This window comes from Streptomyces sp. PTY087I2 (assembly GCF_001687325.1).
Lineage (GTDB): Bacteria > Actinomycetota > Actinomycetes > Streptomycetales > Streptomycetaceae > Streptomyces.
The window spans coordinates 1-24,742 of the sequence record NZ_LZRD01000035.1 but is presented as its reverse complement, the minus strand read 5'-3'; the positions used below and the strand labels follow the sequence as shown (position 1 = coordinate 24,742).

The 24,742-nt window shown below is 71.9% G+C and carries 16 protein-coding genes; 9 read left to right on the top strand and 7 right to left on the bottom strand.

From position 1 onward, the window contains the following. Positions 1-22 precede the first annotated feature (22 nt). The 4 genes from A3Q37_RS30420 to A3Q37_RS30405 form a co-directional block, all read right to left on the bottom strand. On the bottom strand, positions 23-3,085 hold the full coding sequence (locus A3Q37_RS30420; RefSeq protein WP_065489482.1) for a glycoside hydrolase family 38 C-terminal domain-containing protein: 3,063 nt from the start codon (positions 3,083-3,085) through the stop codon (positions 23-25). A gap of 98 nt (positions 3,086-3,183) precedes the next feature. After that, positions 3,184-4,167 carry a LacI family DNA-binding transcriptional regulator gene (locus A3Q37_RS30415; protein WP_065489523.1) on the bottom strand — a complete coding sequence of 328 codons (984 nt, stop codon included), beginning with the start codon at positions 4,165-4,167 and terminating at the stop codon, positions 3,184-3,186. 188 nt (positions 4,168-4,355) lie between these two features. After that, positions 4,356-5,360, bottom strand: coding sequence for an ROK family protein (locus tag A3Q37_RS30410; RefSeq protein WP_065489480.1), 1,005 nt, complete (start codon positions 5,358-5,360; stop codon positions 4,356-4,358). Then, positions 5,357-7,066, bottom strand: coding sequence for a class I mannose-6-phosphate isomerase (locus A3Q37_RS30405; protein WP_065489478.1), 1,710 nt, complete (start codon positions 7,064-7,066; stop codon positions 5,357-5,359). The genes A3Q37_RS30410 and A3Q37_RS30405 overlap by 4 nt, the downstream gene beginning before the upstream one ends. A 287-nt stretch (positions 7,067-7,353) precedes the next feature. Here A3Q37_RS30405 and A3Q37_RS30400 point away from each other — a divergent pair, with 287 nt between their 5' ends. The 5 genes from A3Q37_RS30400 to A3Q37_RS30380 all read left to right on the top strand — a co-directional run bounded on the left by A3Q37_RS30400 (position 7,354) and on the right by A3Q37_RS30380 (position 14,883). Then, a complete protein-coding gene (locus tag A3Q37_RS30400) occupies positions 7,354-8,667 on the top strand; it encodes an ABC transporter substrate-binding protein (RefSeq protein WP_065489476.1) in 1,314 nt (437 codons plus the stop codon). Continuing rightward, positions 8,664-9,623, top strand: a complete 960-nt coding sequence (locus tag A3Q37_RS30395) for a carbohydrate ABC transporter permease (RefSeq protein ID WP_065489474.1) — start codon at positions 8,664-8,666, stop codon at positions 9,621-9,623. Before A3Q37_RS30400 ends, A3Q37_RS30395 begins: the two co-directional genes overlap by 4 nt. Before the next feature lie 2 nt (positions 9,624-9,625). Further along, on the top strand, positions 9,626-10,486 hold the full coding sequence (locus A3Q37_RS30390; protein WP_065489473.1) for a carbohydrate ABC transporter permease: 861 nt from the start codon (positions 9,626-9,628) through the stop codon (positions 10,484-10,486). A 52-nt stretch (positions 10,487-10,538) separates the two neighbouring features. Next, a complete protein-coding gene (locus A3Q37_RS30385; RefSeq protein ID WP_255311990.1) occupies positions 10,539-11,717 on the top strand; it encodes a glycoside hydrolase family 76 protein in 1,179 nt (392 codons plus the stop codon). Between the two features lie 61 nt (positions 11,718-11,778). Further along, positions 11,779-14,883, top strand: coding sequence for a glycoside hydrolase family 38 C-terminal domain-containing protein (locus A3Q37_RS30380; protein ID WP_065489471.1), 3,105 nt, complete (start codon positions 11,779-11,781; stop codon positions 14,881-14,883). Between the two features lie 195 nt (positions 14,884-15,078). Here A3Q37_RS30380 and A3Q37_RS30375 read toward each other — a convergent pair whose 3' ends face one another. Further along, positions 15,079-16,266 (bottom strand): hypothetical protein, encoded by a 1,188-nt coding sequence (locus A3Q37_RS30375; protein WP_065489470.1) that lies wholly within the window; start codon positions 16,264-16,266, stop codon positions 15,079-15,081. Next, positions 16,254-17,540 carry a hypothetical protein gene (locus A3Q37_RS30370; RefSeq protein WP_065489469.1) on the bottom strand — a complete coding sequence of 429 codons (1,287 nt, stop codon included), beginning with the start codon at positions 17,538-17,540 and terminating at the stop codon, positions 16,254-16,256. Before A3Q37_RS30370 ends, A3Q37_RS30375 begins: the two co-directional genes overlap by 13 nt. A 153-nt stretch (positions 17,541-17,693) precedes the next feature. Here A3Q37_RS30370 and A3Q37_RS30365 point away from each other — a divergent pair, with 153 nt between their 5' ends. The 4 genes from A3Q37_RS30365 to A3Q37_RS30350 all read left to right on the top strand — a co-directional run bounded on the left by A3Q37_RS30365 (position 17,694) and on the right by A3Q37_RS30350 (position 21,715). Beyond that, complete coding sequence (locus tag A3Q37_RS30365) at positions 17,694-18,131, top strand: NfeD family protein (RefSeq protein WP_065489467.1); 438 nt, start codon at positions 17,694-17,696, stop codon at positions 18,129-18,131. Between the two features lie 53 nt (positions 18,132-18,184). Next, positions 18,185-19,300, top strand: a complete 1,116-nt coding sequence (locus tag A3Q37_RS30360) for an SPFH domain-containing protein (protein WP_065489465.1) — start codon at positions 18,185-18,187, stop codon at positions 19,298-19,300. 146 nt (positions 19,301-19,446) lie between these two features. Further along, on the top strand, positions 19,447-20,733 hold the full coding sequence (locus A3Q37_RS38260) for a hypothetical protein (protein WP_065489463.1): 1,287 nt from the start codon (positions 19,447-19,449) through the stop codon (positions 20,731-20,733). Continuing rightward, positions 20,723-21,715, top strand: coding sequence for a hypothetical protein (locus tag A3Q37_RS30350; RefSeq protein WP_065489460.1), 993 nt, complete (start codon positions 20,723-20,725; stop codon positions 21,713-21,715). The genes A3Q37_RS38260 and A3Q37_RS30350 overlap by 11 nt, the downstream gene beginning before the upstream one ends. A gap of 39 nt (positions 21,716-21,754) precedes the next feature. Here the strand turns inward: A3Q37_RS30350 and A3Q37_RS30345 are convergent, their stop codons facing one another. Next, positions 21,755-24,439, bottom strand: a complete 2,685-nt coding sequence (locus tag A3Q37_RS30345) for a glycosyl hydrolase family 65 protein (RefSeq protein WP_065489458.1) — start codon at positions 24,437-24,439, stop codon at positions 21,755-21,757. Positions 24,440-24,742: the final 303 nt, after the last annotated feature.

Sequence of the window (24,742 nt, the reverse complement as noted above, 5' to 3'; positions counted from 1 at the left end):
CTGATGTGCTGCTCCGCCCTCCTCAGCCCCGCGGGGTCAGTCGCACCGTGATGATCTGGAACGGGCGGAGGGCGAGTGGCACACGGTCGTCGGTCACGGCCGGTTCGGGTTCCTCCGCGAGGGGGCGTTCGAGGAGGTCGGTCACCGTGGCGGTGGCCAGCGGGAATCCGGCGTGCAGGGTCGTCGTGGCACGGCCGCCGAGCGACTCGTAGAGCCGTACGATCACGTCGCCCGAGCCGTCGTCCGCGAGCTTGACCGCCTCGATCACGACGCCGGAGTGGTCGACCCCGACCAGTGGGGCGACGGCGGCCGTGCCGGGAACGGTGCGTTCGGCGAGGTTGAAGCGGTAGCCCTCGCGGACGGCGTCGCCGATGTCGGCGCCGATCACCAGGCCGTAGCGGAACCGGTGTTCGCCCTGGTCGGCTTCCGGGTCGGGGAAGAGCGGGGCGCGCAGCAGCGAGAGCCTCGCCGTGGTCGTCGTACCGCCGTCGTGCCGCACGTCGTGGGTGACGTCGTGGCCGTAGGTGGAGTCGTTGACCAGGGCCGTTCCCCAGCCCGGCTCCGCGAGGTGCAGGAAGCGGTGGGCGCAGATCTCGAAGCGGGCCGCGTCCCAGCTGGTGTTGGAGTGCGTGGGCCGCTGGACGTGGCCGAACGGGATCTCGCCGGTGGAGTGGCCGGCTCGGAGATCGAAGGGGAACGCGGCCTTGAGGATCTTCTCCCGCTCCCGCCAGTCGACGGTGGTGTCGATGTCGAGCCGGCGGGCACCCTCGCCCAGGGACAGCCGTTGGCGGATGCGTGACCCGTTGACGCTCCGTACGACCTCGACGGCGTCGCCGTCGGTGGTGACCTCGTCGGCCTGCACGAGGTCCCGCACGGTGTTGCGGTAGAACGCGTCGATGTCCCAGGCGTCCCACTGGTTGGGGAAATCCTGGTGGAGTTGCAGAAGGTTGCCCACCGTTCCGGGGGCGAGCGCTTCACGCCCGGCGGTCAGGTCGTACGCGGACGTGATCAGTCCACGGCCGTCGACCGTGACCCGCACCAGCCCGTTGTCCAGGACGAAGCCGCCGTCGAGGCCGGTTCGTACGGGTACCGTCCGCGGCGGCGTGTCGCGGGGCACGGCGCCGAGGGCGGGGATGCCGTCGCGATCGTGCGGGGCCGCGTTGAAGACGACCTCGCCGCCATCCGCGTCCGGCGAACCGGCCAGGGCTCGCTGGGCGGCCTCGACGATGGCGTTCAGTTCGCGGGCGGCCTCCCGGTGAGCCTGTTCCGTTTCCCGGTGCACCCAGGCGATGGAGGAGCCGGGCAGGATGTCGTGGAACTGCTGGAGAAGAACGGTCTTCCAGATTCGGTCGAGTGCGGCGTACGGGTACGGCTCACCGGTCCGCACGGTCGCCGTGGCCGACCACAACTCCGCCTCCCGCAAAAGGTGTTCGCACCGCCGGTTGCCCTGCTTGGTGGCGAGCTGGCTGGTGAGGGTGCCCCGGTGGAGCTCCAGGTAGAGCTCGCCGACCCACACCGGTGCGTCGGCGTACTCCTGCTGGGCCCTGGTGAAGAAGTCGGCCGGCCCCTCCAGCTCGACCTTCGCCGAGCCCTCGAGATCCGCGAGCCGGTCGGCGCGCGCCAGCATCTCGCGGGTCGGACCGCCCCCGCCGTCGCCGTAACCGAAGGGCACCAGCGAACGGTTGGCGGCTCCCTTGTCGCGGAAGTTGCGTTCGGTGTGGCCGATGTCGGCGCCGGAGAGGTCGCCGTTGTAGGAGTCGACCGGCGGGAAGTGACTGAAGATGCGGGAACCGTCGATGCCCTCCCACCAGAAGGTGTGGTGAGGGAACGCATTCGTGGTGTTCCAGGAGATCTTCTGCGTCAGGAACCAGTCGATGCCGGCGAGCTTCATGAGCTGGGGCAGCGCGGCGTTGTAGCCGAAGGTGTCGGGCAGCCACATGTCGCGCGTCTCGACGCCGAACTCCTCCAGGTAGAACCGCTTGCCGTGGACGAACTGGCGGACCAGCGACTCGCCGCCGGAAAGGTTGGTGTCGGGCTCGACCCAGAGACTGCCGGTCGGCAGGAACTGCCCGGTCGCCACCTTCTCCCGCACCCGGGCGTAGACCTCGGGCCGCTCCTCCTTGAGCCAGGCCAGTTGCTGCGCCTGGGACATGACGAACCGGAAGCCGGGGTGGTCGTCCATCAGCGCTGTCACGTTCGAGACCGTGCGGGCCGCCTTGCGGACGGTTTCCCGTACCGGCCACAGCCAGGCCGTGTCGATGTGCGCGTGCCCCACGGCCGAGACGCGGTGGGCGCTCGCGTGCGCCGGAGCGGCCAGCGCGGGAGCCAGCAAGGCCCTGGCCGCCCCCGCGGTGCCGCCGATGTCCTGGAGGTCGATCGCGTCGAGCGCCCCGCTCACCGCGTGCCGGATCCGGCTGCGGCGGGTGGAGTCATCGGGCAGTTGGTGCATGAGCCCGGACAGGACGTCGAGGTCCTGGACGAGCTCCCAGACCGTCCGGTCGAAGACGGCGAGGTCCATGCGGGTCAGCCGGTACAGCGGTTCTTCCGCGGCCCGGGCGGTCCCGTCGGCGCGCAGCCAGGGGGCGACGTCGCCCGCGCGGGTGGGGACGAAGGGGTCGCCCGCGGCGTCGAAATCGAAGATCAGCGGGTTGGCGGCGGCCTCGATGTGGAATTCGAAGTCCTCGCCGCCTTCGGCTCGTTCGGCTATCAGGAGCCATGTGTTGCGCGGGTTGAGCGCCTTCACCGGTGTGCCGTCGGCCCGGTACACCAGCCCCTCGGCGGAGAATCCGGGCTGGGTGGCGCCGAAGCCGAGGTCGAGTACCGCTTCGACCCGTTCCCCCGCCCACTCCGCGGGTACGGTGCCGCGGATCCTGAACCAACTGGTGGACCAGGCCGGCCCCCAGGACGAGCCGGTGGCGACCGGCTCGTAGGGACCGGCGATCCCCTCGCTCACCGGTACGGGTTCGCCGGATATGTGATGGGCGCTCACCTCGAGAGGGAGGGAGCGGGCGTGAACTGCGGGCCTGAGGCGCTGGTCGAGTACCCGGGCGAGTCGGCGTTCGGTCAGTGTGCGGTCGTCGTGCATGGGACTCCGTCCAGAATTCCGCGCGCGGGGGCGCAGGGCAGCCCGCTTCCTGCCCCCGTCGGGTGCGGGCGGGGCAGGAAGGGCCGACGGTGGAAGGCTTAGGTGAGGTCGGTCCCGTACCGGATGACTTCGATGGGGACCACCGAACGCCGTACGGGCAGCGGGGTGCCGGGGCCGCCGTTGATGCGGTCGATGAGCATCTGGCCGGCCCTGCGCCCGATCTCGTCGGCGTCGTAGGAGGCGATCGTCAGGGGGAGCCCGAGGACGTCCGCGAGGTCGAAATCGTCGAATCCGGCCAGGGACACCGGGGCGTCGAGCGTGCGGACGGCTCGGATGGCGCCCTGGGTGAGACGGTTGTTGGTGCAGAAGAGGGCGGTGGGGGCGTCCGGCGCGCTCAGCAGGGCGACGGCGGCGCGCTCGGCCGTGGCCACGTCGGACAGCCCGCGGCGGATATGGCGCTCGTCCGGCTCCAGCCCGGCCTCCTCGTGGGCGGCCCAGTAGCCGCGGAACCGTTCGGCGCCCGTGTAGAGCGCCGGCGGATTGCCGAGGAAACCGATGCGCCGGTGTCCGTCCTCGATCAGCCGGCCGGTCGCCTCCTCCGCTCCGCCGAAGTCGTCCACCAGGACGCAGTCGGCCTCCAGCCCCGCCGGCGGCCGGGAGGCGAGGACGAGCGGCATGCCGTGCAGCGCTGCCGGCGTCAGGTGCCGGTGGCTGCCGCTCGCCGGCACCACGATCATCCCGTCGACCTGGCTGGAAGCGAGGTCCTCCACCAACCCCCGCTCCCGGTCGACCTGTTCGGCGGTGTTGCCGAGAAGGACCCGCAGGCCGTGCGCGTAGGCCACCTCCTGGACGCCGAGCGCCAGGCGGGAGTAGAAGGGGTTGGCCAGGTTGGTGACGAGCAGACCGATCATCCCGCTGCCGCCGACCCGTAGCCGGCGGGCGGTTTCGTTGCGCCGGTAGCCGAGTGCGTCGACGGCGCTCAGGACCCGCTTCCTGGTCGCCTCGGTGACCCGGGGGTCGTCCTTCAGCACACGGGAGACGGTCATCGCGCTGACCTCGGCACGGGCGGCGACGTCGCGCATCGTCGGCGCGGCGGCGTCACTCGGTCGGTGCTGCGCCACGGCCGGTCCTTCCTCGGTGCCGCCGGAGGGACTGTGCGGGCGGCGGGGCGTCGGTGCTGGGGGAGCCGTCATTGTAGAGAGTGCCGGGTCCGCGGCGCCGTCCGCCCCGGCGGTCGGAGCCTGCGGTCCGCCGTCACGGGTCGGGACCGTCACGGCCGGGCCGCGGAGTGGACGCCACCGGGTTCGGGGTCGGCCGCGACGGCGACCGGCACCGGCGGACCCCCCTCCGTCCGACGGCGCAGAGCCCAGTGCGCGGCGCCGATCAGGGGCGCGTCGTCGGGCCGCCGGGCGGTGCAGAGATCCATCGCGGCGACGACGCGCTCCGCCTCCGGCCCGGCGGCTTCGGCCCCGGTGACGAGGCCGGCGCGCAGCGCGGGGCCGATGAGGTCCCAGGACGCGGCCATGGATCCGCCGATGACCATCACGCCCGGCCGGAAGGCGGTGCACCAGGGTGCCAGGGCACGCCCCAGCGCGATGAAGCACCCGCTGATCGTCGCCGCCGCGTGCCGGTCCGCCCCGCGGGCCAGCTCGGCGATGGCGCTGACGTCCGGGCCCTCGGCCGGTTCGCCGATCCCGGCGGCTCGGGCGTACCTCGCGCGGATGGCCCGCCGTGAGATCACCTCCTCCAGCGGCAGTCCGTCGACGCTGATGCGGTGGGCCCGCCCTCCGGGCGGGACGGCGGGGCCTTCGGTGACGGGGAGGCCGTCACGCAGAAAGGAGGAGCCGACGCCGGTGCCTAGGGTGACGCACACCGACCGGTCCCGCCCCGCCGCGGCGCCACCGTGGTGCTCCCCGAGGGCGAAGGCGTCGGCGTCGTTGAGGAAGCTGACGGCCCGCGGGCGCGGCAGCCGATCGCTCAGTTCCGCCCCGACATCGATGTCGTGCAGCGCCTCGAACTTGCCGATGCCCCGGAACTTGCCGACGCCGGCGGCGTAGTCGAACGGCCCCGGTACGGCGACGCCCCAGCGGGCCCCCTCGGGCGCGGCGATGCGGCGGGCGGCCTCGGCGAAGGAGTCCAGGATCTCCGTGGAGCCGGCGTCGGCGGCGACCGGCCTGCGGACGACGGATCCGGCGACCGGCTGCCCCGTCGCCATGTCCACGAGGGCGGCGGTGACATGGGTGCCGCCGATCTCCAGCACGGGCACCCGGGTCATGAGGGCTTCACCAGGGACTTGACGACCTGCACCGGCCGTGTGCCGACGGGGTGCAGACGATAGCCGCCCACGGCCGCGGGCACGGTGAGTGTCTCGGCGAACGCCAGATCATGACGGCGGCCGTCCGCGGTCTCCACCACCACGCCGTCGCCGGCGGCGACGTTGAGGATGTGGAAACGGCCCTCCGTGTCGTCGTGCGCCGGTCCCGTTCCGTCGAGTACGAAGCGGTGGACCGCGTAGAACATCTCGGGCAGGGAGCCGACGACCTCCTCACGCCAGCCCGCGCCCGTCCGCAGGACACGGGGCCGCTGGACGAGGTCCTCGACGACTTCGGCGCCGCGCCGCGCGGTGTCGAGGTTGGCGAAGGCGTGCCGGTGCGACAACGGCCTGGGCACTCCGGAGGAGCGGCGCAGCCAGTCGTAGAACCGCAGTGAGTAGAGGTACGGCGTGGCGCTGATCTCCAGTACGAGGTTGCCCGCGCCGGAGGAGTGCGGGGTGCCGGCCGGGATCATGAACAGTTGGCCGGGATCGGCCGGGAACGTCTGGACATGGTCCTCGACGCGCAGCGGTGTGCCGTGCGCCGCGGACTCCTCCACTTCCTTGCGCAGCAGGTCCACGTCCGCATTCTGCCGCAGCCCGAGGAAGACCCGGGCGCCGGGCTCGCTCGCGGTGACGTAATAGGTCTCGTGCTGGGTGTAGGGCCAGCCGAAGGCCTCCCGCATATACGGCTCCCGCGGGTGACAGTGCAGGGAGAGGTTGCCGCCTCCGACGGTGTCGAGATAGTCGAAGCGGATCGGGAACGAAGTGCCGTAGCGCCGGTGCACATCCGCGCCGAGGAACTGCCCGGGGTGCAGGACGCACAGCAGCTGGAAGGGCAGCTCCACCTGTGCCCCGGCGTCCTGGCCGACGAGTACGCCGGCTTCGGGGGCGATCAGCTCGTAGCCGAGTGCGGTGTTGCCGTCGTCGGGTTCGAAGCCGAGTTTCTCCGCGGCCCATTTCCCGCCCCAGGCCGTGGAGTTGAAGTACGGGCGGGTGCGCAGCGGCTGCCGGGCGAGCTCGGCGAGGGTGGCACGGACCGCCGTGCCGTCCAGGGAGGCGGGGGACCGCGGGTCCTGTACGTCGATCCACCGGTCGATGCGGGGCGCGAGCGCGTCGCGGTGACGGTCGGCGACCGGCCAGTCCGTGTAGAAGAGGCGGCGCAGTTCCCCCGGCACGTCGGGCCGCCCGAGGTTGACGCCCACGGGCAGGGTTCCGGAGGCCACGGCGCTCTCGGCGTACCGCTTGGGCAGGTCCGCCCACCAGGTCAGATCGGGTGAGCACAGGGCGGCACCGGGGCCGAAGACCAGCAGGACGCCGTTCGTGGGCCGTTCGACGGTCAGCGGCCCCTCGAAGAGGTCGGCCATCTCGAACCCGGCGAGCGGCAGGAAGAACGCGTCGGCCTCCTCGTGAGGGGTGCACAGCCGCTCGACCAGCGCCGGAGACCAGCGCTCGCGCACATCGAGCACATCCACCCCGGTGGACCGGGCACGCAGGGCGGCGGCGATCCCCCGGGCGGCCTCGTTCCAGTCCAGGGCCGCGGGCCCGTCCAGGGCGAGCACGGTCGGCCGGTCGGGCAGGGCCGCCACGGCTTCGTCCCACCCGGTGACCACGGTTCCGGCGGCCGGGTAGCGGGGGTTGCGTTCGTACGGACGGGGCTCTGCGTGCACGGGTACTCCTGACGAGGTGAGCGGGCAACCGCCGGAATGGTATCGATAACCATGAGGTCGAACAAGAAGTGGGTCGCTTCGCGAGACGTCGCCGCAGCTGAGGCGGGTCACTACGGGGAATCTCGTCGCGGAGTCTTGTTTCAGCCACATGGTGTCGTTAACATCCTCGCAATCCGAACCGCGGATGCCGCGCGGTACGGCGAGATCTCGCGGAGGGCCCCGAGCCCTCTCACCCACCACACCCCAGAGCCAGGGATCCCCGCCGGGATCCACAGGGAAGGGAACCCATGAGATCAATCGGCGGGGCGACACAGCGGTCGTCCCACCCGCTCGGCCGCCGCAGCGTCCTGGCGGGCCTCGGCGCGGGCGCCGCGGCCACGTTGGCCGGCTGCGCCCGGGGCGACAGCACCGCGGTGAAACCCGGTACCACCTCACTCGCCAACGACAACGCCACCTGGGACCGGGGCTATGTCGCGGCCGGGCGCGAGCTGAAGAAGCTCACCGGGTACGCGCTGCGCCCCCTGTCCAACCCGAACCCCACGTCGTACAAGCAGGTCACGCAGATCTCGTTGCAGACGACCAAGGCCACCGACATGATCAAGTGGGCTTCGGGCTACTTCCTCAAGTCGCTGGCCCGCACCGGCGAACTCAGCGATCTCTCCTCGATATGGACCGACTACGAACGCAAGGGCTGGGTGACTCCCCAGACGCGTGAGGCGATGTCCTACCGCGGCTCCGTGTACGGGATGCCGCTCTACGAGTCGTACTACGTGCTCTTCTACAACACGGCCCTCTTCCGCAAGCACGGGCTGCGAGCGCCCGACACCTGGGACGAGCTGCTGCACAACGCCGAGGTGCTGAAGAAGGCGGGCGTCGTCCCGTTCGTCGCCACGCAGACCGGCAACTGGCCCGCCTACGAATGGTTCCAGGAGCTCGTCAGCAAGGTCGACCCCGTGTTCTACGGCGAGTTGACCACCGGGAAGGCGCAGTACACCGACCCGCAGGCGCAGAAGGCACTACAGATCTGGCAGGACTTCATGCGCAAGGGCTGGATGACGCCCGCGGACTTCGACCAGAACAACGGCCCCGCCGCGTTGAAGGCGGGACGGGTCGGAATGTTCCTGCACGGGTCCTGGCAGTCACAGGGGATCGCTGCCACCGGTATGAAGCCGGGCGTCGACTTCGACGCATTCGTCATGCCCCCCGTCGAGCGCTCCACCCGCCGCTCCGTGATCACCGAGTCCGGTGTGCTCGCTGTCCCGCGCAAAGCCGTCTCGCACGAGGCGGCGATGGCCAACGCGGCGCACTGGCTCGACCCGAGGGTCCAGAAGGTGTGGACCGACTTCCTCCAGGACGCCTCGGCCAACCCGCGCTCCCGGCCCGGCAATCCGGTGATGGCCGGTCTCAAGGACCGCGCGCTGAAGGAGCGGTGGACACTGCTGCCCCGCTACGGCGAGTCGGGTCCGCCCAACCTCATCCAGGGCAACACCGACGACCTGGGCGGTTTCATGACCGGCGCGTCCTCCCCGCAAGCCACCCTGCGCAGTATGGCGAGCCGGGCGGCGAAGGAATGGGCCGAGTGGGAGAGGGACGAGGCATGAGTTCTTCCGTCGAACAGCGACGACCACCGCTCCCCGGGGCACCCGCCTCCCCCGGCCCGCAGCCCGCGCGCCCCGTGGCCGTGAAGCGCCCCGCCCGGCGCCTGCGGGAGAAGCTGGCCGGGGCCGGATTCCTGGCGCCCGCCGTGGTGCTGGTGAGCGCACTGCTGCTGCTCCCGTTCGCCACGACCGTCCACCGGAGCTTCTACGACGACCGGCGCGTGTCCGGCTTCGCCGGTCTCGACAACTACGCCCTCTTCCTCAACGATCCCGTACTGACCCGGTCGATCCAGAACACCCTCATGTGGGTGGTCGGCACGGTCGCGCTCCCGCTGCTGCTGGGCCTCGCCATCGCCGTGCTGACGCACAGCGGCGGGTGGTCCCGTGTGGCGCGCCTGGTCGTCGTCCTTCCCTACGCCCTGTCCGGCTCGGCCGTCGCGGTGGTGTGGAATTTCGTCCTCAACACCGACGGCGCCGCGAACCAGGCGCTCAGGGCGTTCGGCCTGGACTCCTTGGCCCAGGGCTGGCTCCTCGAGTGGCCCGGCAACACGCTCGTCATGATCGTCGCCAATACGTGGCAGTCGGCGGGCGTCGCCGTGATCCTCTTCCTGGTCGGCCTCCAGACCATCCCGCCGGAAACCCTTGAGGCCGCCTCCCTGGACGGTGCGGCGGGCTGGCGGAAGTTCGTGTACGTCGTCCTGCCCCAGCTGCGGACCGTCTCGGTGATCGTCGTCGGAACCAGCCTGGTCAACGGGCTCAAATCCTTCGACCTGATCTGGGTGCTCACCCAGGGCGGGCCCGGCCGGCAGTCCGAGACGCTCGCGGTCTCGATGTACCAGGAGACCTTCCTCGCCCTGCACCCCGGAGCGGGCGCGGCGGTCGCGGTCGTCCTCACCACGATCGTGCTGATCGCCTCGTGGCTGTATCTGCGACGTCAGCTGACCCCGAAAGGCAACTGATCATGACCACCACCCGCACCACACGGAGGGCCGCCCCACGATCGCGGCCCACGCCGGGCCGGATCCTGCGCAACGCGACCCTGGTGGTCATCTCCCTGGCCTGGGCACTGCCCACCTGGCTGCTGCTCGTCAACGCCCTGGTGCCCGCGGCCGACTACAGCGGGATGCCGCACTGGTGGCCGCAGGGCTTCGGACTCTTCGACAACATGGCGCAGGCATGGACGCGGGCAGACCTCGGCCCCGCCATGGGCAACAGCCTGCTCTACGCCGTCACCAGCGCCGCCGCGGCCATCGTCGTCGCCACCACCGCCGGGTTCGCCACCGTCATCATGCCGGTCGGACACAAGACACTGTGGTTCTGGCTGATCTACTCGGGCACCCTGCTGCCGCTCCAGGTCTTCCTGCGGCCGCTGTTCCTGGCCTACGCCGAATCCGGCCTCTACGACGCCCAGTTCGGGCTGTTCCTGGTGTACGCGGCGATCGCCGTTCCGTTCGCGTACTTCATCATGCGCAACTTCGCGCTGACTCTCGCACCGGAGATCATCGAGGCCGCCCGGATGGACGGTGCTTCGTGGGGGCGGATCTTCTGGCAGATCCATGTGCCGCTGTCCCGGTCCGCGATGGTGGCCGCCTTCGTCTTCCAGTTCGTCGCCGTCTGGAACGACCTGCTGTTCGGCATCACGCTGTCCACCAGCAGCAACATCCGCCCGGTGATGGCCGCGCTCGCCGAACTCCAGGGCAACTACTCCAACGTCGGCCCGCCCGTCGTGCTGGGCGGCGCGCTGCTCGTCTCGCTGCCGACCGTCGTCCTGTTCTTCTCCGCACAGCGCTTCTTCGTCAGCAGCCTCAAGCTGCACGGCTGAGCCGTATCCCGACCGCCGCTCACCGATCCACCTTCCCGAAAGGCAGACCCTGGTGAAGACATCCGCACGCACCGCACTGGCCCTCGCCGTTCTCTCCGGAGCGCTGTGGGCGAGCCCCGCCGCCGCGGCCGGCCACGACCGGCAGACGACACCCTCCACCTGGGCCCACCGCGCCGAGGTCAGCTACGACTCCCTACAGCAGCACCTCTACCAGGGCCCGCAGGAGCACGGCCTGTACCTGGAGAAGACGCCGCGTACGGAGGAGGAGAACCCTCACTCGTACCTCTGGCCCCTGCGCGAGGCGGCCGCCGCCACCGTCGACATGGCCGAACTGCCGGGCGTCGGCGAGCGCTACGACCATGATGCCGCCGAACGCTTCACGACCCTGCGGCTGTACTTCAACCCACGCGACGGCAGGCCCGGATACGACTCCTACCTGCCCGCACCGCTCGGCCAGGGCGGCGACGTCTTCTACGACGACAACGCTGTCGTCGGGCTGACCTTCCTCGACCAGTATCGGGCGACCGGGGAGAGCCTCTACCTGGAACGGGCGGCAGAGACCTTCGGCGTCGTCGGCCGCGGCTGGGACGACGACCCCGCCAAGCCGTGCCCCGGGGGCCTGCACTGGGTCGACTCCCCGGACAACTACATGCGCGCCGCCAATGTGACGGGTCTGTCCGCCCAGCTGGCGGCGGAGCTCTACGCCATCGAGGGGGACGACCGCTACCTCGCGAGCGCGAAGAAGTGGTACGAGTGGAACTGGTCCTGCCTGCGTCGCTCTCCCGGCCTGTACGACAACAGCCGGGACGACGACGGCACCGTCAACGACACCCTGTGGACGTACAACTCCGGCGCGATGATCGGCACGGCGACCACCCTCTACCGTGCGACCGGGGACCGGAGTTACCTGGACCGCGCCGTCGAGGACGCCACCGGCTCACTCGCGTACTGGAAGCAGGGCGACCGGCTGCACGAACAGCCGGCCATCTTCAACGCCTTCTACTTCGACAACCTCCGCATCCTGAACGAAGTGCGGCCCGACCGCGCGTACCGGGAGACCGCCGCCGCCTACGCCGAGCAGACCTGGAAGGACAACCGGACGCCGTCCGACGGCCTGTTCCGCTTCCAGCCCTCCGGCGGCGGAGACCACGCCCCGGACGCGCAGGCCGAGACCCTCCACCAGTCCGCCATGATCCAGATCTTCGCAGGCCTCGCCACCGACCGCTCCTGACCCCGCTTCCCCTGTCCGGCCAGCACGCCCCCGGCACCCCACACGAGTGGAGACCTCTCCCATGCCCCGCCCCGAACTCGTCCGTCCCTCCTGGTGGGACTCGAACATGGCCCGCGACATTCTGCGGGACCGCGCGGTGTCCGCCGAGGGAGTCCTCGGCGGACACCGGATCCGGCTCGCCTGCGAACCGCTCCTGCGCCACGACGGCGCAGGGGGACTGCTCCAGTCCGTCCGTGTGACGGCGGGCCGGCCGCTCACCCGCGCTCGCGTCACCACAGTGAACGGAACCGCCTTGCGCTGCGATGTCCTGCCCGGGCCGGGCAGCGACCTCCGGCTCCTGCTCCCGGAAGTGGAGTCGCCCACGCCGGTGCTCGTCGAGCTGCCGGAGCTGGCCGACGGGGAAAACGTCGAAGTACTGCTGACCCCGCAGCGCCACTGGACGCTGCACCTCGTCCAGCACGCCCACCTGGACATCGGTTACACCGACCCCCAGAGCACCGTGCTCGCCGAAGGGCGCACGTACCTCGACTCCCTGCTCGAGCTCTGCCGCACCACGGACGACTGGCCCGACGCGTCGAAGTTCCGCTGGGCGGTCGAGGGATTCTTCAGCTACGAGAACTGGTCGCAGAACCGGCCGGCCCGGCAGGTCGCGGAATTCCTGGACCGGGTACGGGAAGGACGTATCGAACTGGCGGCGATGCCCTTCAACCTGCACACCGAGACCTGCTCCACCGACGAGCTGCACGAACTGCTGCGCCCCGTACGCGAACTGCGGGACCAGCGCGGCATCGACATCACCACGGCCATGCAGACTGACGTCCCCGGCCAGGTCGTCGGTCTCCCCGACGTCCTGGCGGACAGCGGGATCCGCTATCTGTCGGTCGCCCACAACTGGGCGGGACGCGCGGTACCGCACCACACCGGCGGCCAGGACCTGCCACGCCTCTTCCGCTGGCGGTCGCCGAGCGGGCGCGAGGTGCTCGTATGGCGCACCGACACCCCGCACGGCCTCGCCTACATGGAGGGGTCGATCCTCGGCTTCGACGAATCCTTCGACCGCGTCGACGACCTGCTGCCGAACTACCTCACCGCGCTGGCGAACCACCAGTACCCGCACGAGGGCCGCGGCATCCCCGGATTCCCTGTCCTGGACGAGGAGTTCAAGGGCGATCCGTACCCGTGGGACATCCTGCACCTGCGCGTCCTGGGCAAGTTCGCCGACAACGGACCGCCGCGCCGCGTCATCGCGGACACCGTGCGGCGGTGGAACGAGGAGTGGGCCTTCCCCGTCCTGCGCACCTCGCGCAACGAGGACTTCTTCACCGACGCCGAACAGCGGCTCGGCGACCGGATCGAGACGTTCGAGGGCGACTGGACGGACTGGTGGGTCGACGGCGTCGGCGCGGGCGCCGTACCGCTGGCCGCCACCCGCGACGGGCAGGCGGCACTCGCCGACGCACAGACCCTCGCGGGATACGCGCAGACGCTGGGGGCGTCCGAAGGCGCGCGCATCACGGAAGCGGCACCCGAGGTGTACCGCGCGGCCTCTCTGTTCAACGAGCACACCTGGGGCGCCGGCGACCCCTGGACGCACGGCGACCACGGCCATGCCTCGGGGGAGCGGCAGTGGCACTGGAAGTACGCCCAGGCCCTGCGCGCCCACGACGGGGCACGCACCCTGCTCGACGCCGCGAGCGCCGCACTGGGGGAGCGGCTTTCTCCGCGAGAGGGGACACTCGCCGGGTACTACGTCGTCAACACATGCAGCTGGGAGCGGTCGGAGACGGTCCGGCTCTTCCTCCCGGAGAGCACAGTGCCCCTCACCGACCCGGTGCGGGTCGTCGACTCCCGCGACGGCACCCCACTGGAGGTGACGGAGGAGGCACAGAGCAACGAACTCCACCGCGCCGCGGGCCGTTTCCTGCTGTTCCGGCTGGCCGGCGTACCGGCGCACGGGGCGGTACGGGTGGACATCGAACCCGCCTCCGCCTCCTCGGCCGAGTCGTCGGCGCAGGACGGGGCCCGGGCCCACGCGTCCACGGTCCTGGAGAACGAATTCCTGCGCGTCCACGTCGACCTGGCGTCCGCGTGCATCGATTCGATCGTGGACAAGAGGACGGGCAACGAGCTGGTCCGCCAGGACGCCACGGTCGGCTTCAACGGCTATCTGTACGACGAGTACGCCACGGCCGGCGGGTTCAACCACCAGTCGAGCAAGACCACCGCGGACGACTCGATGCACCTCCTGGCGACACGGCGGACGGCTCCTCCGGCGGCCCTCGTGGAACGGACCTCGGACGCCACGGGCGAGACCCTGGTCTACGCATGCGCCCCGCCCGGCGCCCGACGGCTGCGGGTCACGGTCCATCTGCCGCGTGCGAGCGCGCGGATCGACCTGGAGAACCGCATCGACAAGACCGCGACCCTGACCAAGGAGAGCGCGTTCTTCGCCTTCCCGTTCGCGATGGACTCCCCGGTCGTACGGATGGAGGCGACCGGCGGAGCCACGGGAACGGGACTGCCCACGGTGCCCGGCTCCGCCCAGCACATGCGGGCGATACGCCGCTGGGTCAGCCTCCAGGAGAACGGCATCAGCGCGGCGCTCGCCACCCAGGACGCACCGCTGATCCAGGTGGGCGGGGTCGCCATCCCCTATGCGCCGTATCCGCAGTCACTGGCCCAGGAGGAGCCGGGAACGGTGTTCTCGTGGGTCCACAACAACATCTGGGACACCAACTTCCCTTCGGAGCAAGCGTTCGACCACGTCTTTCGCTACAGCGTCGGCTGGCAGGACGAGCCGGCCCCCGGCGGTGCGGTACTCGGCATGCGGACGGCCGCCGTCGGCAGCCGGCCCCTGGTACCGGTACGTGCGGGCCGGACGCCCGAAGCCGACCCCGGCAGCACCTACGCGCTGCTGACACTCGACGACCCTCGCGTACGGGTCGTGGGGCTGACCGTGCCGGAACCGGGGCGTCTGCTCGTACGCATGCAGTCCTTCGCGGAGGAACCCGTCATCTGCCGCCTCACCCCCGGGTTCGCCGTCACGGCTGCGGCATGCGCTGACTACCTCGGCACGGCGGGCGCCACCCTGCGCACCGAGGCGGACGGCTCCCTGCCGGTCCCGGTGCCCCGGCTCGGCACCACGGCGGTGTCCCTGACGATGTAGGGCCCCCTCACCCCACCGGACACCCGTGCCGCGCCGCCGAAGAACTCCCCGGCCTCCTCGGCCGCCAGGGAACCCCGGCAGGTGTCGGCCGGGTCCGATTCCTCGCCCCAGGGGCCGAAGCCCCGGATCAGACCGCCCGCGGTGAGCGCCAGGGCCGGCGTGCCAGACCCGCCGTCCCAGCCCTTCGGCGTCCGGTCATGGCGTTTCCTTCTTGGGGGCGGAGTCGGAGTCGTCAGGGGCCGAGGGTGCCGTCGGCGCGGCGCAGCCGTGCGTCCTGGCCGAGCGTTCCGCGAACGCCTTCAACGTCGCGAGCGCGTACGTCCGGTCGGCCTCCGTCCTCGTGCCGTCGTCGCGGGGCGCGGTGAGCGAGAAGAACGCGGGTTCCGCGCCGCCGGGGCAGTCGGCCATGGTCCAGTAGCCGCCGTTCCGCAGGACTCCCGACCGCTGCCCGGACTCGGTCGGATCGGGTTCCCCGGCCCGCTCGACGTAGTCGTGGAACGCGCCCTCCGCGTACGGGCCGTAGTGCGCGGTGACCACGTGGATCGTGTCCCCTCGGCTGTTGCCCAGGACGCAGGTCTCGTACGGGGCCGTGCCGCGCTCGCTCTCCCAGGCCCGGGCCACGGTCTTTCCCCGGGCGGCGATCCCGGCGCAGGTCCCCTCGGCGTCCGCCGGGGCCACGTACTCGTCCTCGTTCACCGGGAGCGGCGCGGTCTTCAGCGGCTCGCCGAGTTCGGCGTCGCAGCCGTACCGGCGGGAGGCGTTGGCGGCCGTGTCGGTGGCGACGCGGGCGAACGCGGTACGGCGCTCGGGGTTGTCGAGCGGCATGTCGCCGAGGTTCTTGTCCACCTCCACCGTGACGGTGACCAGCAGGTCGCCGCGGCCCGGTGCGCAGTCCAGCAGGACGGCGGTGGTGGCCTTGGCATCCGTAGGGGAATCGGCCGTGGCGAACACGCCGGACCACCCCTGGCCGAGAGGAGCGGGCGGCAGGGAGGCGAGCCGTATGCCCGGATAGAGGCTCTCGTACCGGCGGTCCTCCTGGTCGAGCGTCGGTACGCCGTTGACGGTGACGGTCACCGAACCCTTGCCGACGTCCTTGCCGGTGTTCTCGGCGTGCTTCCGGCTGATGCCGCACGTCACGCGCAGCGAGGTCGTGGGGTCGTCGAGGCCCCCCTCGCTCCGGTCGTCGAAGGACTTCAGGCGGTGTTCGCCCAGGGCGGCCCGTATCCCGTCGGCGGGGAGCACGCCGTCGCACGCGGACGTGAGCGCCCGGTCGCTCGACCAGCGGTCGTAGCCGCCGCCGAACCAGAAGGCACCGCCCGCGAGCACCACCAGCGCACCCGCTCCCGCACCGGCCCGCGCCGCCCACCGCTTCATCGGGGCCATTCCTCCACCTCACCCAGGATCGTGGCGGCGCGGCAGTTCGCCCGCCCCGGCCAGCTGTCCGTCGCCGCGAGGTAGCGGTCGAGCGTGGCGCGCGCGTCGGCCGACAGCCGTTTGAGGTCGGCGCCTTCGACGACGATTTCCTTCTCTTCCGCGTCCTCTTCCTCGTCGTCGTTCCGGTTTCCGGAATCGAGCGCCGGGGTGACCTCGACCCGGTGGTACGCCGTACCGCCGTCGCACTCCGACTTCGCCCACAGCGCCAGCCTCGGGGAGTGGAACGCCGAGGCCTTGATCACCACGCTGCCGTCCCGCCGGGCGGGCGACGGTGCGCGCTGCCCGGGTGCGGTTCCGACGTCGGTATACCGTTCGTACGCGCCCCGGGCGAACTCGCCCGACCAGCTCTCCGCCGTCACCCCCACCACGGGCAGGCCGGGCGGAGCGCCGTATCCGGTGACGCGGCCCGAGCAGAACCCGGCGCGCCGGTTGTACGCCCCGTCCCCGGCGAACTCCCAGGTGTCCTGGGCGAACTCCAGCTCCTCCGGGTCGAGCCACGCGCAGAGCTCCGTCGGCGTGGGGCCCGCGGCCGGGCGCGGCGAGGCGTCGGTACGGATCGGCTTGCCGCACTTCTGGCGCTCGGTGACCCAGTTGGCGGTGGCCACCGCCGTACGGGCGGCCAGCAGATGATCGGCGGCGGGCACGTCGTACTCGCTGTCCGCCTTCGACGGCAGCTCCACCGAGACCCGGAGCGTCCGGGACGGCGCCTTCCGGCCGCGCAGCCCACCGGGGCACTCCACCCGCAGCGAGGCGCTCACCTCACTGCCCCGGACCCGGTCGTCCGCACCCGTACTGCCGGTCACACCCGGGGGGAGCGGCAGCGGGAAGTCGGAGACGCGCGGGATTTTCTTCTCGGCCGCCTCGTCCTCCTCGACCTGCGCCGCGATCCGCGCCTCCGCCCGGATCCGGACCTGGTGGGCCGGTTCCCGGCGTCCCGGATCCCAGGAAAGCGTGCAGTTCAGCAGGGCCCGGCTCTCCTGGCCGGGGTGCAGCATCGTGCCGTACTCCTCCAGCACCCCGGCACCGTTCTCCGGTACGAAGCCGCGCAGCCGCTCACCCGGCAGCAGCCCCGCGCACGCCCGGTCCAGCTGGCGCAGACTGTCGGCGCGCTGCTGGGCCCGGTCGGCCCGGAACCACCCCAGCGTGCCGGCCACGACCAGCGCGAGCACACCGCCCGCCAGCGCGTACGGAATCCATGCGCGCCGCCCCCGTATCCACCGCATTCCGTCCCGTTCCCCCGATGTTCCGGCGTGCTTCGGGCCGGTGCGTCCGGGCCCGGTTCACGCGTCCCGATCGTAGATCGGACAGTCCGGGCGGTTCCGTCCGGGGCCCGAAGGGGTACATCCTGAGTAGGTCCCCTTGGGGAGGCTGATTCGATGCCGTGGTTCGCATGGTTGCTCGCCGCCGCGGCGCTCGGCGCTGCGGAGTTCTTCACGCTGACGCTGGTCTTCGGGCTGCTGGCCGGCGCGGCCCTGGTCGCTGCCGTCGTGGCCGGTGTGGGCGTCGGCGTGCTCGGTCAGCTCGTGGCGCTCGGACTGGCGGCCGCGGCCGGTCTCGCCCTCGTCCGTCCCGTCGCGCTGCGTCACATGTCGCAGGCGCCCCTGACCCATGAGGGCAGCGACGCGCTGATCGGCAAGCGCGCGGAGGTCGTGCAGGAGGTCACCGCGACCCATGGCCTGATCAAGCTCTCCGGCGAGGAGTGGACCGCCCGGGCCCTCGACGAAAGCCATGTGATCCCGGTGGGAGCGCTGGTGGACGTCATGGAGATCGAGGGCGCCACAGCCGTCGTGTACCCCCGCGAGCTCCTTCCGTGACCGCGTGACCGTGTGACCGGCCGAACACGTAGCGAAGCAGCGTTGGAGGAAGTATGGATCCGGTGGTCATCCCGATTCTCGTGGCGGCGCTCGTCGTGGTGTTCCTCGTGGCGGCCACCGTGCGGATCGTTCCGCAGGCGCGCCGCTACAACATCGAGCGGTTCGGCCGGTACCGCAGAACGCTCCAGCCCGGCCTGAACTTCGTCCTCCCGGTGGCGGACCGGGTCAACACCAAGCTCGACGTGCGTGAGCAGGTGTATTCGTCCGACCCCAAACCGGTGATCACCGAGGACAACCTCGTGGTCAACATCGACACCGTGCTCTACTACCAGATCACCGACCCGCGGGCCGCGGCCTACGAGGTCGCCGACTATCTCCAGGCCATCGACCAGCTCACCGTGACCACCCTGCGGAACGTCATCGGCTCCATGGACCTGGAGGCGACGCTCACCTCGCGCGAGGAGATCAACGCCCGGCTCCGCGCCGTCCTCGACGACGCCACCGGGAAGTGGGGCATCCGGGTCAACCGCGTCGAGATCAAGGCCATCGACCCGCCCAACACCATCAAGGAGGCGATGGAGAAGCAGATGCGCGCCGAGCGGGACAAGCGCGCGGCCATCCTGCACGCCGAGGGTGAGCGGCAGGCCAAGATCCTCACGGCGGAGGGTACGAAGCAGAAGGACATCCTGGAGGCCCAGGGCACGCAGCAGGCGATGATCCTGCGGGCGGACGGCGAGTCGAAGGCCGTGGAACTCGTCTTCCAGGCCGTCCACCGCAACAACGCCGACGCGAAGGTCCTGGCGTACAAGTACCTGGAGACGCTCCCGCATCTGGCGCAGAGCGACAACAACACCTTCTGGGTGATCCCGGGCGAGCTGACCGAGGCGATCCGCACCGTCACCACCGCGTTCGGCGACCAGTCGGCCGGTACGGGGCTGCCGGCGTCCGCCGAGCGCGCGGACGCGGACGCGGACGCGGACGCGGCCGCCGATGTCGCCGACAGCGACAAGGACAACGTCGGCGCGCCGGAGATCGAGCCCAACTCGACCCTCGCGCTGGACGCCGTCGCCGCCGCCGACGAGGCCGCGAAGCAGGCGGCCGCGGCGGTGAGCGACGCGAAGGCCGAGGCGGAGGCCGCGGGCGAGACCCGGCTGCCGGGGCGGCGGTAGGCACCGGCACCGAGGCTTCCCGGATGTCAAGGTCTTGGTGGACGTAAAGGCCTCGGTGGACGCAAAGGCCTTGGTGCGGTTGCGTCCGTACGGCAGAATTGCTGCACAACTCACGTACGGCACAGGCGACTCGGGGGAATACGACGGTGAATCGCCGCCTGTCCATGCTGCTGGCCGCCTACGGGGTGTGGAGCCAGGCGACCGTCCTGTTCTTCCTCGACCCGATGAAGCGGCAGGTCTCCGACCTCGTGCGGCCCGAGGCGACCGTGGGCGAGGTCCGGCTGCTGGGCCTCTCCCTCGAAGGCTTCGCGGTGCGCGACCTGCACCACGTACAGGGATGGCTGCCGCAGGTCGTCTTCCTGCTGCTGAGCGGTCTCCTCAGCTACGGCGTACTCCGCGCGAACAACGGAATCAGGCCGAGGTTCAGGACCGTCCTCGCCCTGGGCGGAGCCGCGTTGCTCGCCGCCGGGGTGGCGATGCTGACCGGCCCCGCCCTGGACCCGGACGCCGACACCGCCATGCCCACCTACCATGCCTGGATCGTGCGGGCCCAGATGGGCGAAGTGCCGGGCGCGGCGGCCGAGTTCGCGCTGCTCACCCTGTGGCTGCCGGTCGTCCTCTGGCTCCTGGTGTGGCGGTACCGCGACTGGCAGCCCCTGCGGATCCACCTCAGGACCACGGAGGACGCCGACGGCCACGACGGTCCTGAGAAGCCCGGTCCGTCGCCGGTCTCCGGCCGGGCGCGGCGCCACCTCCTCAGCGCCGGGCTCATCCCCGCCGTGCTGCTGGCCGTGGCCGGCGGACCGGTCCTTCGCCATATCCGGGTCAGGTATATGTCCCAGGGAGCCCCGGGGTCTCCGGACGCCGCCGTCACCTTCGATCCGGATCTCTGGGAGCCCTACCGGCCGCCGGTCACGGTCGAGGAGTGGAGCGGCGTCCTCTATCCCGCGCTGCGCCTGCGCCCGCTCAGGACCGAGCTGCCCGGCGGCTGGCTCGCGACCCTGGCGGTCTGCGCCGTTTTCCTCCTGGTGCTGGCCGTGGCGCTCCGCTCCCTGGCGCGGCGTGCGGCGGAGGTACGGCGGTGGCGCCCGGCGGCCCTCGCCGACCTGGCGATGAAGGGCTGGTACGCCACGGTCCTCGCGGCCGTCGTCGCCGCGTTCGTCGACGGCCGGCTGATGCGGTGGTTCGCCCCGCGCGGCGTAAGCGGTGCGGCGGCCGACCACCTGGGGGTGGCCCTCGGCGACGCCGTCCGGTTCGGGGCGGCCTGGGGGTGGGCCACGGGGCTCGCGCTCCTGGGCGTGGTTCTGCTGATGACGCGGCGCGCGGCGGTCCCCGTCGCCCCGCGCGCCGATGGGCACGAGGGCCGGGCGGTCCCGGAGTACGAGGACCAGGCGGTCCCTGAGCGCGAGGAGCGGTCGAACCATGGCGACTAACCGACGGGGGACCCGCAGGACGGGCGCGCTCACCCGGGCGAGCGTACGCCGGGGGAGCGGGCAGCGTCCGCCGCGCCCCGACGCGGAGGAAGGCGAGGGGACGACGGGGCGGCTGCGGTTCGCGAAGAGCCCGACCGCCTGGCTGCTGGGCATCCTGCTGGCCGTGGTGACCGTGACGTTCCAGGACGTCTTGGCCGCGTCGGTGAAGACGATCCTGCCGCTGGACCGGGTGCCGGACCGGTTCTCACCGCAGAACGCCATCGACGTGGTCGAGGTCAAGGACGTCAAGGACATCGGGTACTACGTGGTGCGCGACGCGGGGGGTGCCGGGAGCGACGCGGACCGGAAGATCATCGAAGAGATCTCGTCGGGCGGATCCTGGCGGGAGGGCCGGAAGGCCGTCGACGCCGGGAACGCGGAGTGGATGATCACCGTGCAGGGCAGGGCCTCCCAGCAGGTCCGTATCACCGACATCGTGCCCGTACTGGAAGGAGGGAAGTGCGGGAAGCCGCTCGGCGGCAGTCTGGCGCACTTCCCCTCCCAGGGGGTCCTGGACGTCATCCCCCTGGAGCTGGAGGTGGACGCCCCGCGCCCGCGCCTCAAGATCTCCGGCAAGGAAGCCAAGGACGCCAAGCCGTTCTTCACCGGCCCCGACGCCAAGCACATCACGTTGAACCAGAACGAGACCGAGGCGTTCATCATTCACGCGACGGCCTCGACGGGCCACTGCCGCTGGCGGTACCGGGTGCACTACGAAGTCGGCGGCGGCACCGCCGAGATGACGATCAGCGGCCCCGGGGGCAAGCCGTTCGAGCTGACCGCGCGCATGACCGACGCGTCCGCCTACCGGAAGGTCTACTTCCCGTCCTTCGACTGCCTGCCCTCGGGTCCGCCTCCGTCGCACGGCTGGTACGAGCAGACCGGTGCGGAGTACGCCCGCGACCGGCGCAGCGGCAAGGTGCCGCCCTGCCCGAAGAGTTGAGGCGGCCCCTGCCCGTACCCGTAAGCGCTGGGACGGCCCCTACCGGTCCTCCGCCGTCACCCGCAGCTCCGCCACCCCCGCCGGCTTCGCCGGATCCTCCGAGCGGACCGTGACCCGGACCTTCCTGGCCGTGTCACCCGCCAGGAAGGGACGCCAGAAGCGGCCGTCGAGGGAGGTTTCCAGCGTGTGGGAAGCGGGCGGTACGTCGCTCCAGCGCGGCGTCACCGCCGTGACCCGCAGCGGGCGCGGGCCCAGGTCCACCGTCAGGGAGCCCGCCGCGCCGTCGGGGGACCAGGACGTCGCCGGGCTCCCGTCCACCGCCGCCTCCGCGTACAGGCCCGGGGCCTCCGAGGTCGCCGTCACCGGGCGGCAGCGCGCCGCGTCGGCCGTCGGGATCAGGTCCGGGCGGCGGGTGGGCAGGGTCAGCGTGGTGGCGAGGCGGCGCGGGCCCTCGTCCGTGTGGACCGTGAACGAGGTGCCCGAGGTCAGCCGGACCGTGGTGTTCCGGGGCCCGATCTCGACGTCGTACGCCGCGTCCCGGAACCGCAGGCCCTTCAGCGTGACGCCCTCGTGCAACTGGGGCGGCAGCGTCGGGTCCAGGCGTACGCCGTCCTCGCGGAGCCGGAGCCCCGTCAGGCCGTGCGTGAACACCTGGAGGAAGCCGCCCTTGCCGGTCAGGAAGTCGTCGGCGGGGAAGCCGGACAGCGGATCCTCCGAGCCCGCCTTGTCGCCGCGCGCCTCGGAGAACAGGCCGTACGGGCCGCGCATGAAGGGCCGTACCGCACGCTGGAGATACGTGTACGCCGAGCAGCCCGGCTCCCCGATCGCCGCCGCGTCGATCGCGTGCACCGAGTCCGTCATCGCCGGGCCGTCCGGGTCCGTGCGGGCCGCGTAGTAGTCCAGGGTGGCCGCCGCCGCGCCCGGCTCCATCGGCCACTCCAGGGGGTAGGTCAGCAGGACCGTGTCCGCCTGCTTGATCGTGGAGCCGTTGTAACCCGCGTACTGGAGGAAGACCTTCTTCTCCGCGTCGTACGGGATACGGAGCCGGTCCGCGACCCGGTTCCAGCCGGCGGGCGGATTGTGGCCGAGGAGGCGGGCGGCGCGGGTCGCGTTGCGCAGGGCGGTGGCGGCGACGGCGTTGGTGAACACGCCGTCGTCGACGCCGTTGCTGTACTCGTCGGGCCCCGCCACGTCGTTGATGGAGTAGCTGCCGTCCGGGTTCGCCGTGGCGCGTGACTGCCAGAAGTCGGCGATGCCCTTCAGGAGCGGCCAGCCGTGTGCCGCCAGCCAGTCGCGGTCGCCGGTGGCGAGGTAGTACTGCCAGACGGCCAGCGACACATCGCCCTGGAGGTGATTCTGGGTCAGGCAGTGCGGCGGGTCCACGCTGTGGCACTCGGCGTCCAGCCGGCCCCGGCTCGCACTCGTCCAGGGGTAGAACAGGCCGTCGTGGCCCAGCTTCTCGGCGTTCGCACGCGCCGCGCCGCGGGTGCGGTAGCGGTACTCGACGACCGAGCGTGCCAGCTCCGGGCGGGTGGCGAGCAGCCCCGGGAACATCCATGTCTCGGCGTCCCAGAACACCAGGCCCGCGTAGTTGTCGCTGGTCAGACCGGCCGGGGCGATGCTGTCCGAGGAGCCGCGCCGGGTGCTCGCCAGCAGCCCGTACTGGGCGGAGCGCAGCCGGCCCTGCAACTCGCGGTCGCCCGGGACCAGGACATCGGCGGACCAGGCCTCGCGCCAGGCCGCCTCGTTCGCCGCGAACATCCGGTCCCAGCCGCGCCGCGCCGCCCGGTGAGCCGCCTCGCGGGCGTCCTCGGCGGGGGCGGCGGAGGTGAGGGCGGTGTCGACGCCGACGTACTTCTCGAAGGTGTACGTCCGGCCCGCGCGGACCGGGGTCGCGCGGGGGGACGTACCGGCGCGCAGGGTCTCGACCACGCCCGAGCCGCGTCGCATCGCCTGCGCGACCGCTCCCTCGACGTTCGTGCCGAGCGTGCGGAACGTGCCGTTCTCGCGCAGCGTGATCCGGCGCGCGCCGCGCTCGTCGAGCCGGCCGGTGACGGCTGCGGCGCCGCTCCAGCGTGGGGTCATCCGCAGGCGTACGGCACCGGTGTGGACGTCGGAGCGGTCGGCCAGGACGTCGTAGGTGAGGTCGGTCGCGCGGCCGTCCGCGGTCGTCCACCGCAGCGAGGTGCGCACGAGGCCGCAGGAGAGGAAGACGGTCTGCCGGTAGCGCGAGATCCGGCCCGCCGGGGTGGCGTCGCCCAGCGTCTCCCCGCCGACGCGGAGGTCGATGCCGGTCCAGCTGGGCAGTGCGGCGACCACTTCCCGCCCCTCGGCGACGGCCTGGTCCGCCGCGTACAGCCCGGAGACGAACGCGCCGCCGTAGCGGGGGGTGTAGAGCGGCCAGCCGGTCTTCTCGCCGGTGGCCGTGTATCCGGCCCCGGTGGCCGGGACGCGATGGCCGAGATACCCGTTGCCGACGTACGGGGCGTAGCCCTCGGCCTCCCCGTACCGGGTGGAGCCCGGCGCCCAGGCGGGGTCGGAGGCGTCCCCGCAGGCGGGCGGCCGGCCGCCGGGGCGGGGCCCGGGGGCGTCGGCCGGCCGGCCCTGGCCGGGAGCCGGTACGGGTTCGGGCCCGGCGGCCACGGCGACGGGCGGCAGCGGGGCGATCAGGGCGGCGACGACCAGGGGCGCGAGGGCGAGGGAGGAGAGGCGGGGGAGGCTCACGGTACGAAGATAGGGAGAACGACGACCCACCCGCCGCCCACGGCACGCGCGCCCCCCGGACCGCCCCCGCACGGGGCGTCCCCCTGCCCGCCGGATGGAGCAGATCCGGCCGGCGGGGAGGGGCTTGGCCGCTGAGCCGGAGGCCTTTGGCCCAGCCGGGCCGAGGCCGCACGGGCGCGAGGCCCCTGGCCTGGGAGGCCCCTGGTCCCGCCGGGGAGGCGCTTGGCCCGGGGGCCCGTGGCCCGCCCGGCCGAGGCCACACGGGCCGCCCGGCCGCCGGGGAGGCCCCTGGCCCGGGAGCCC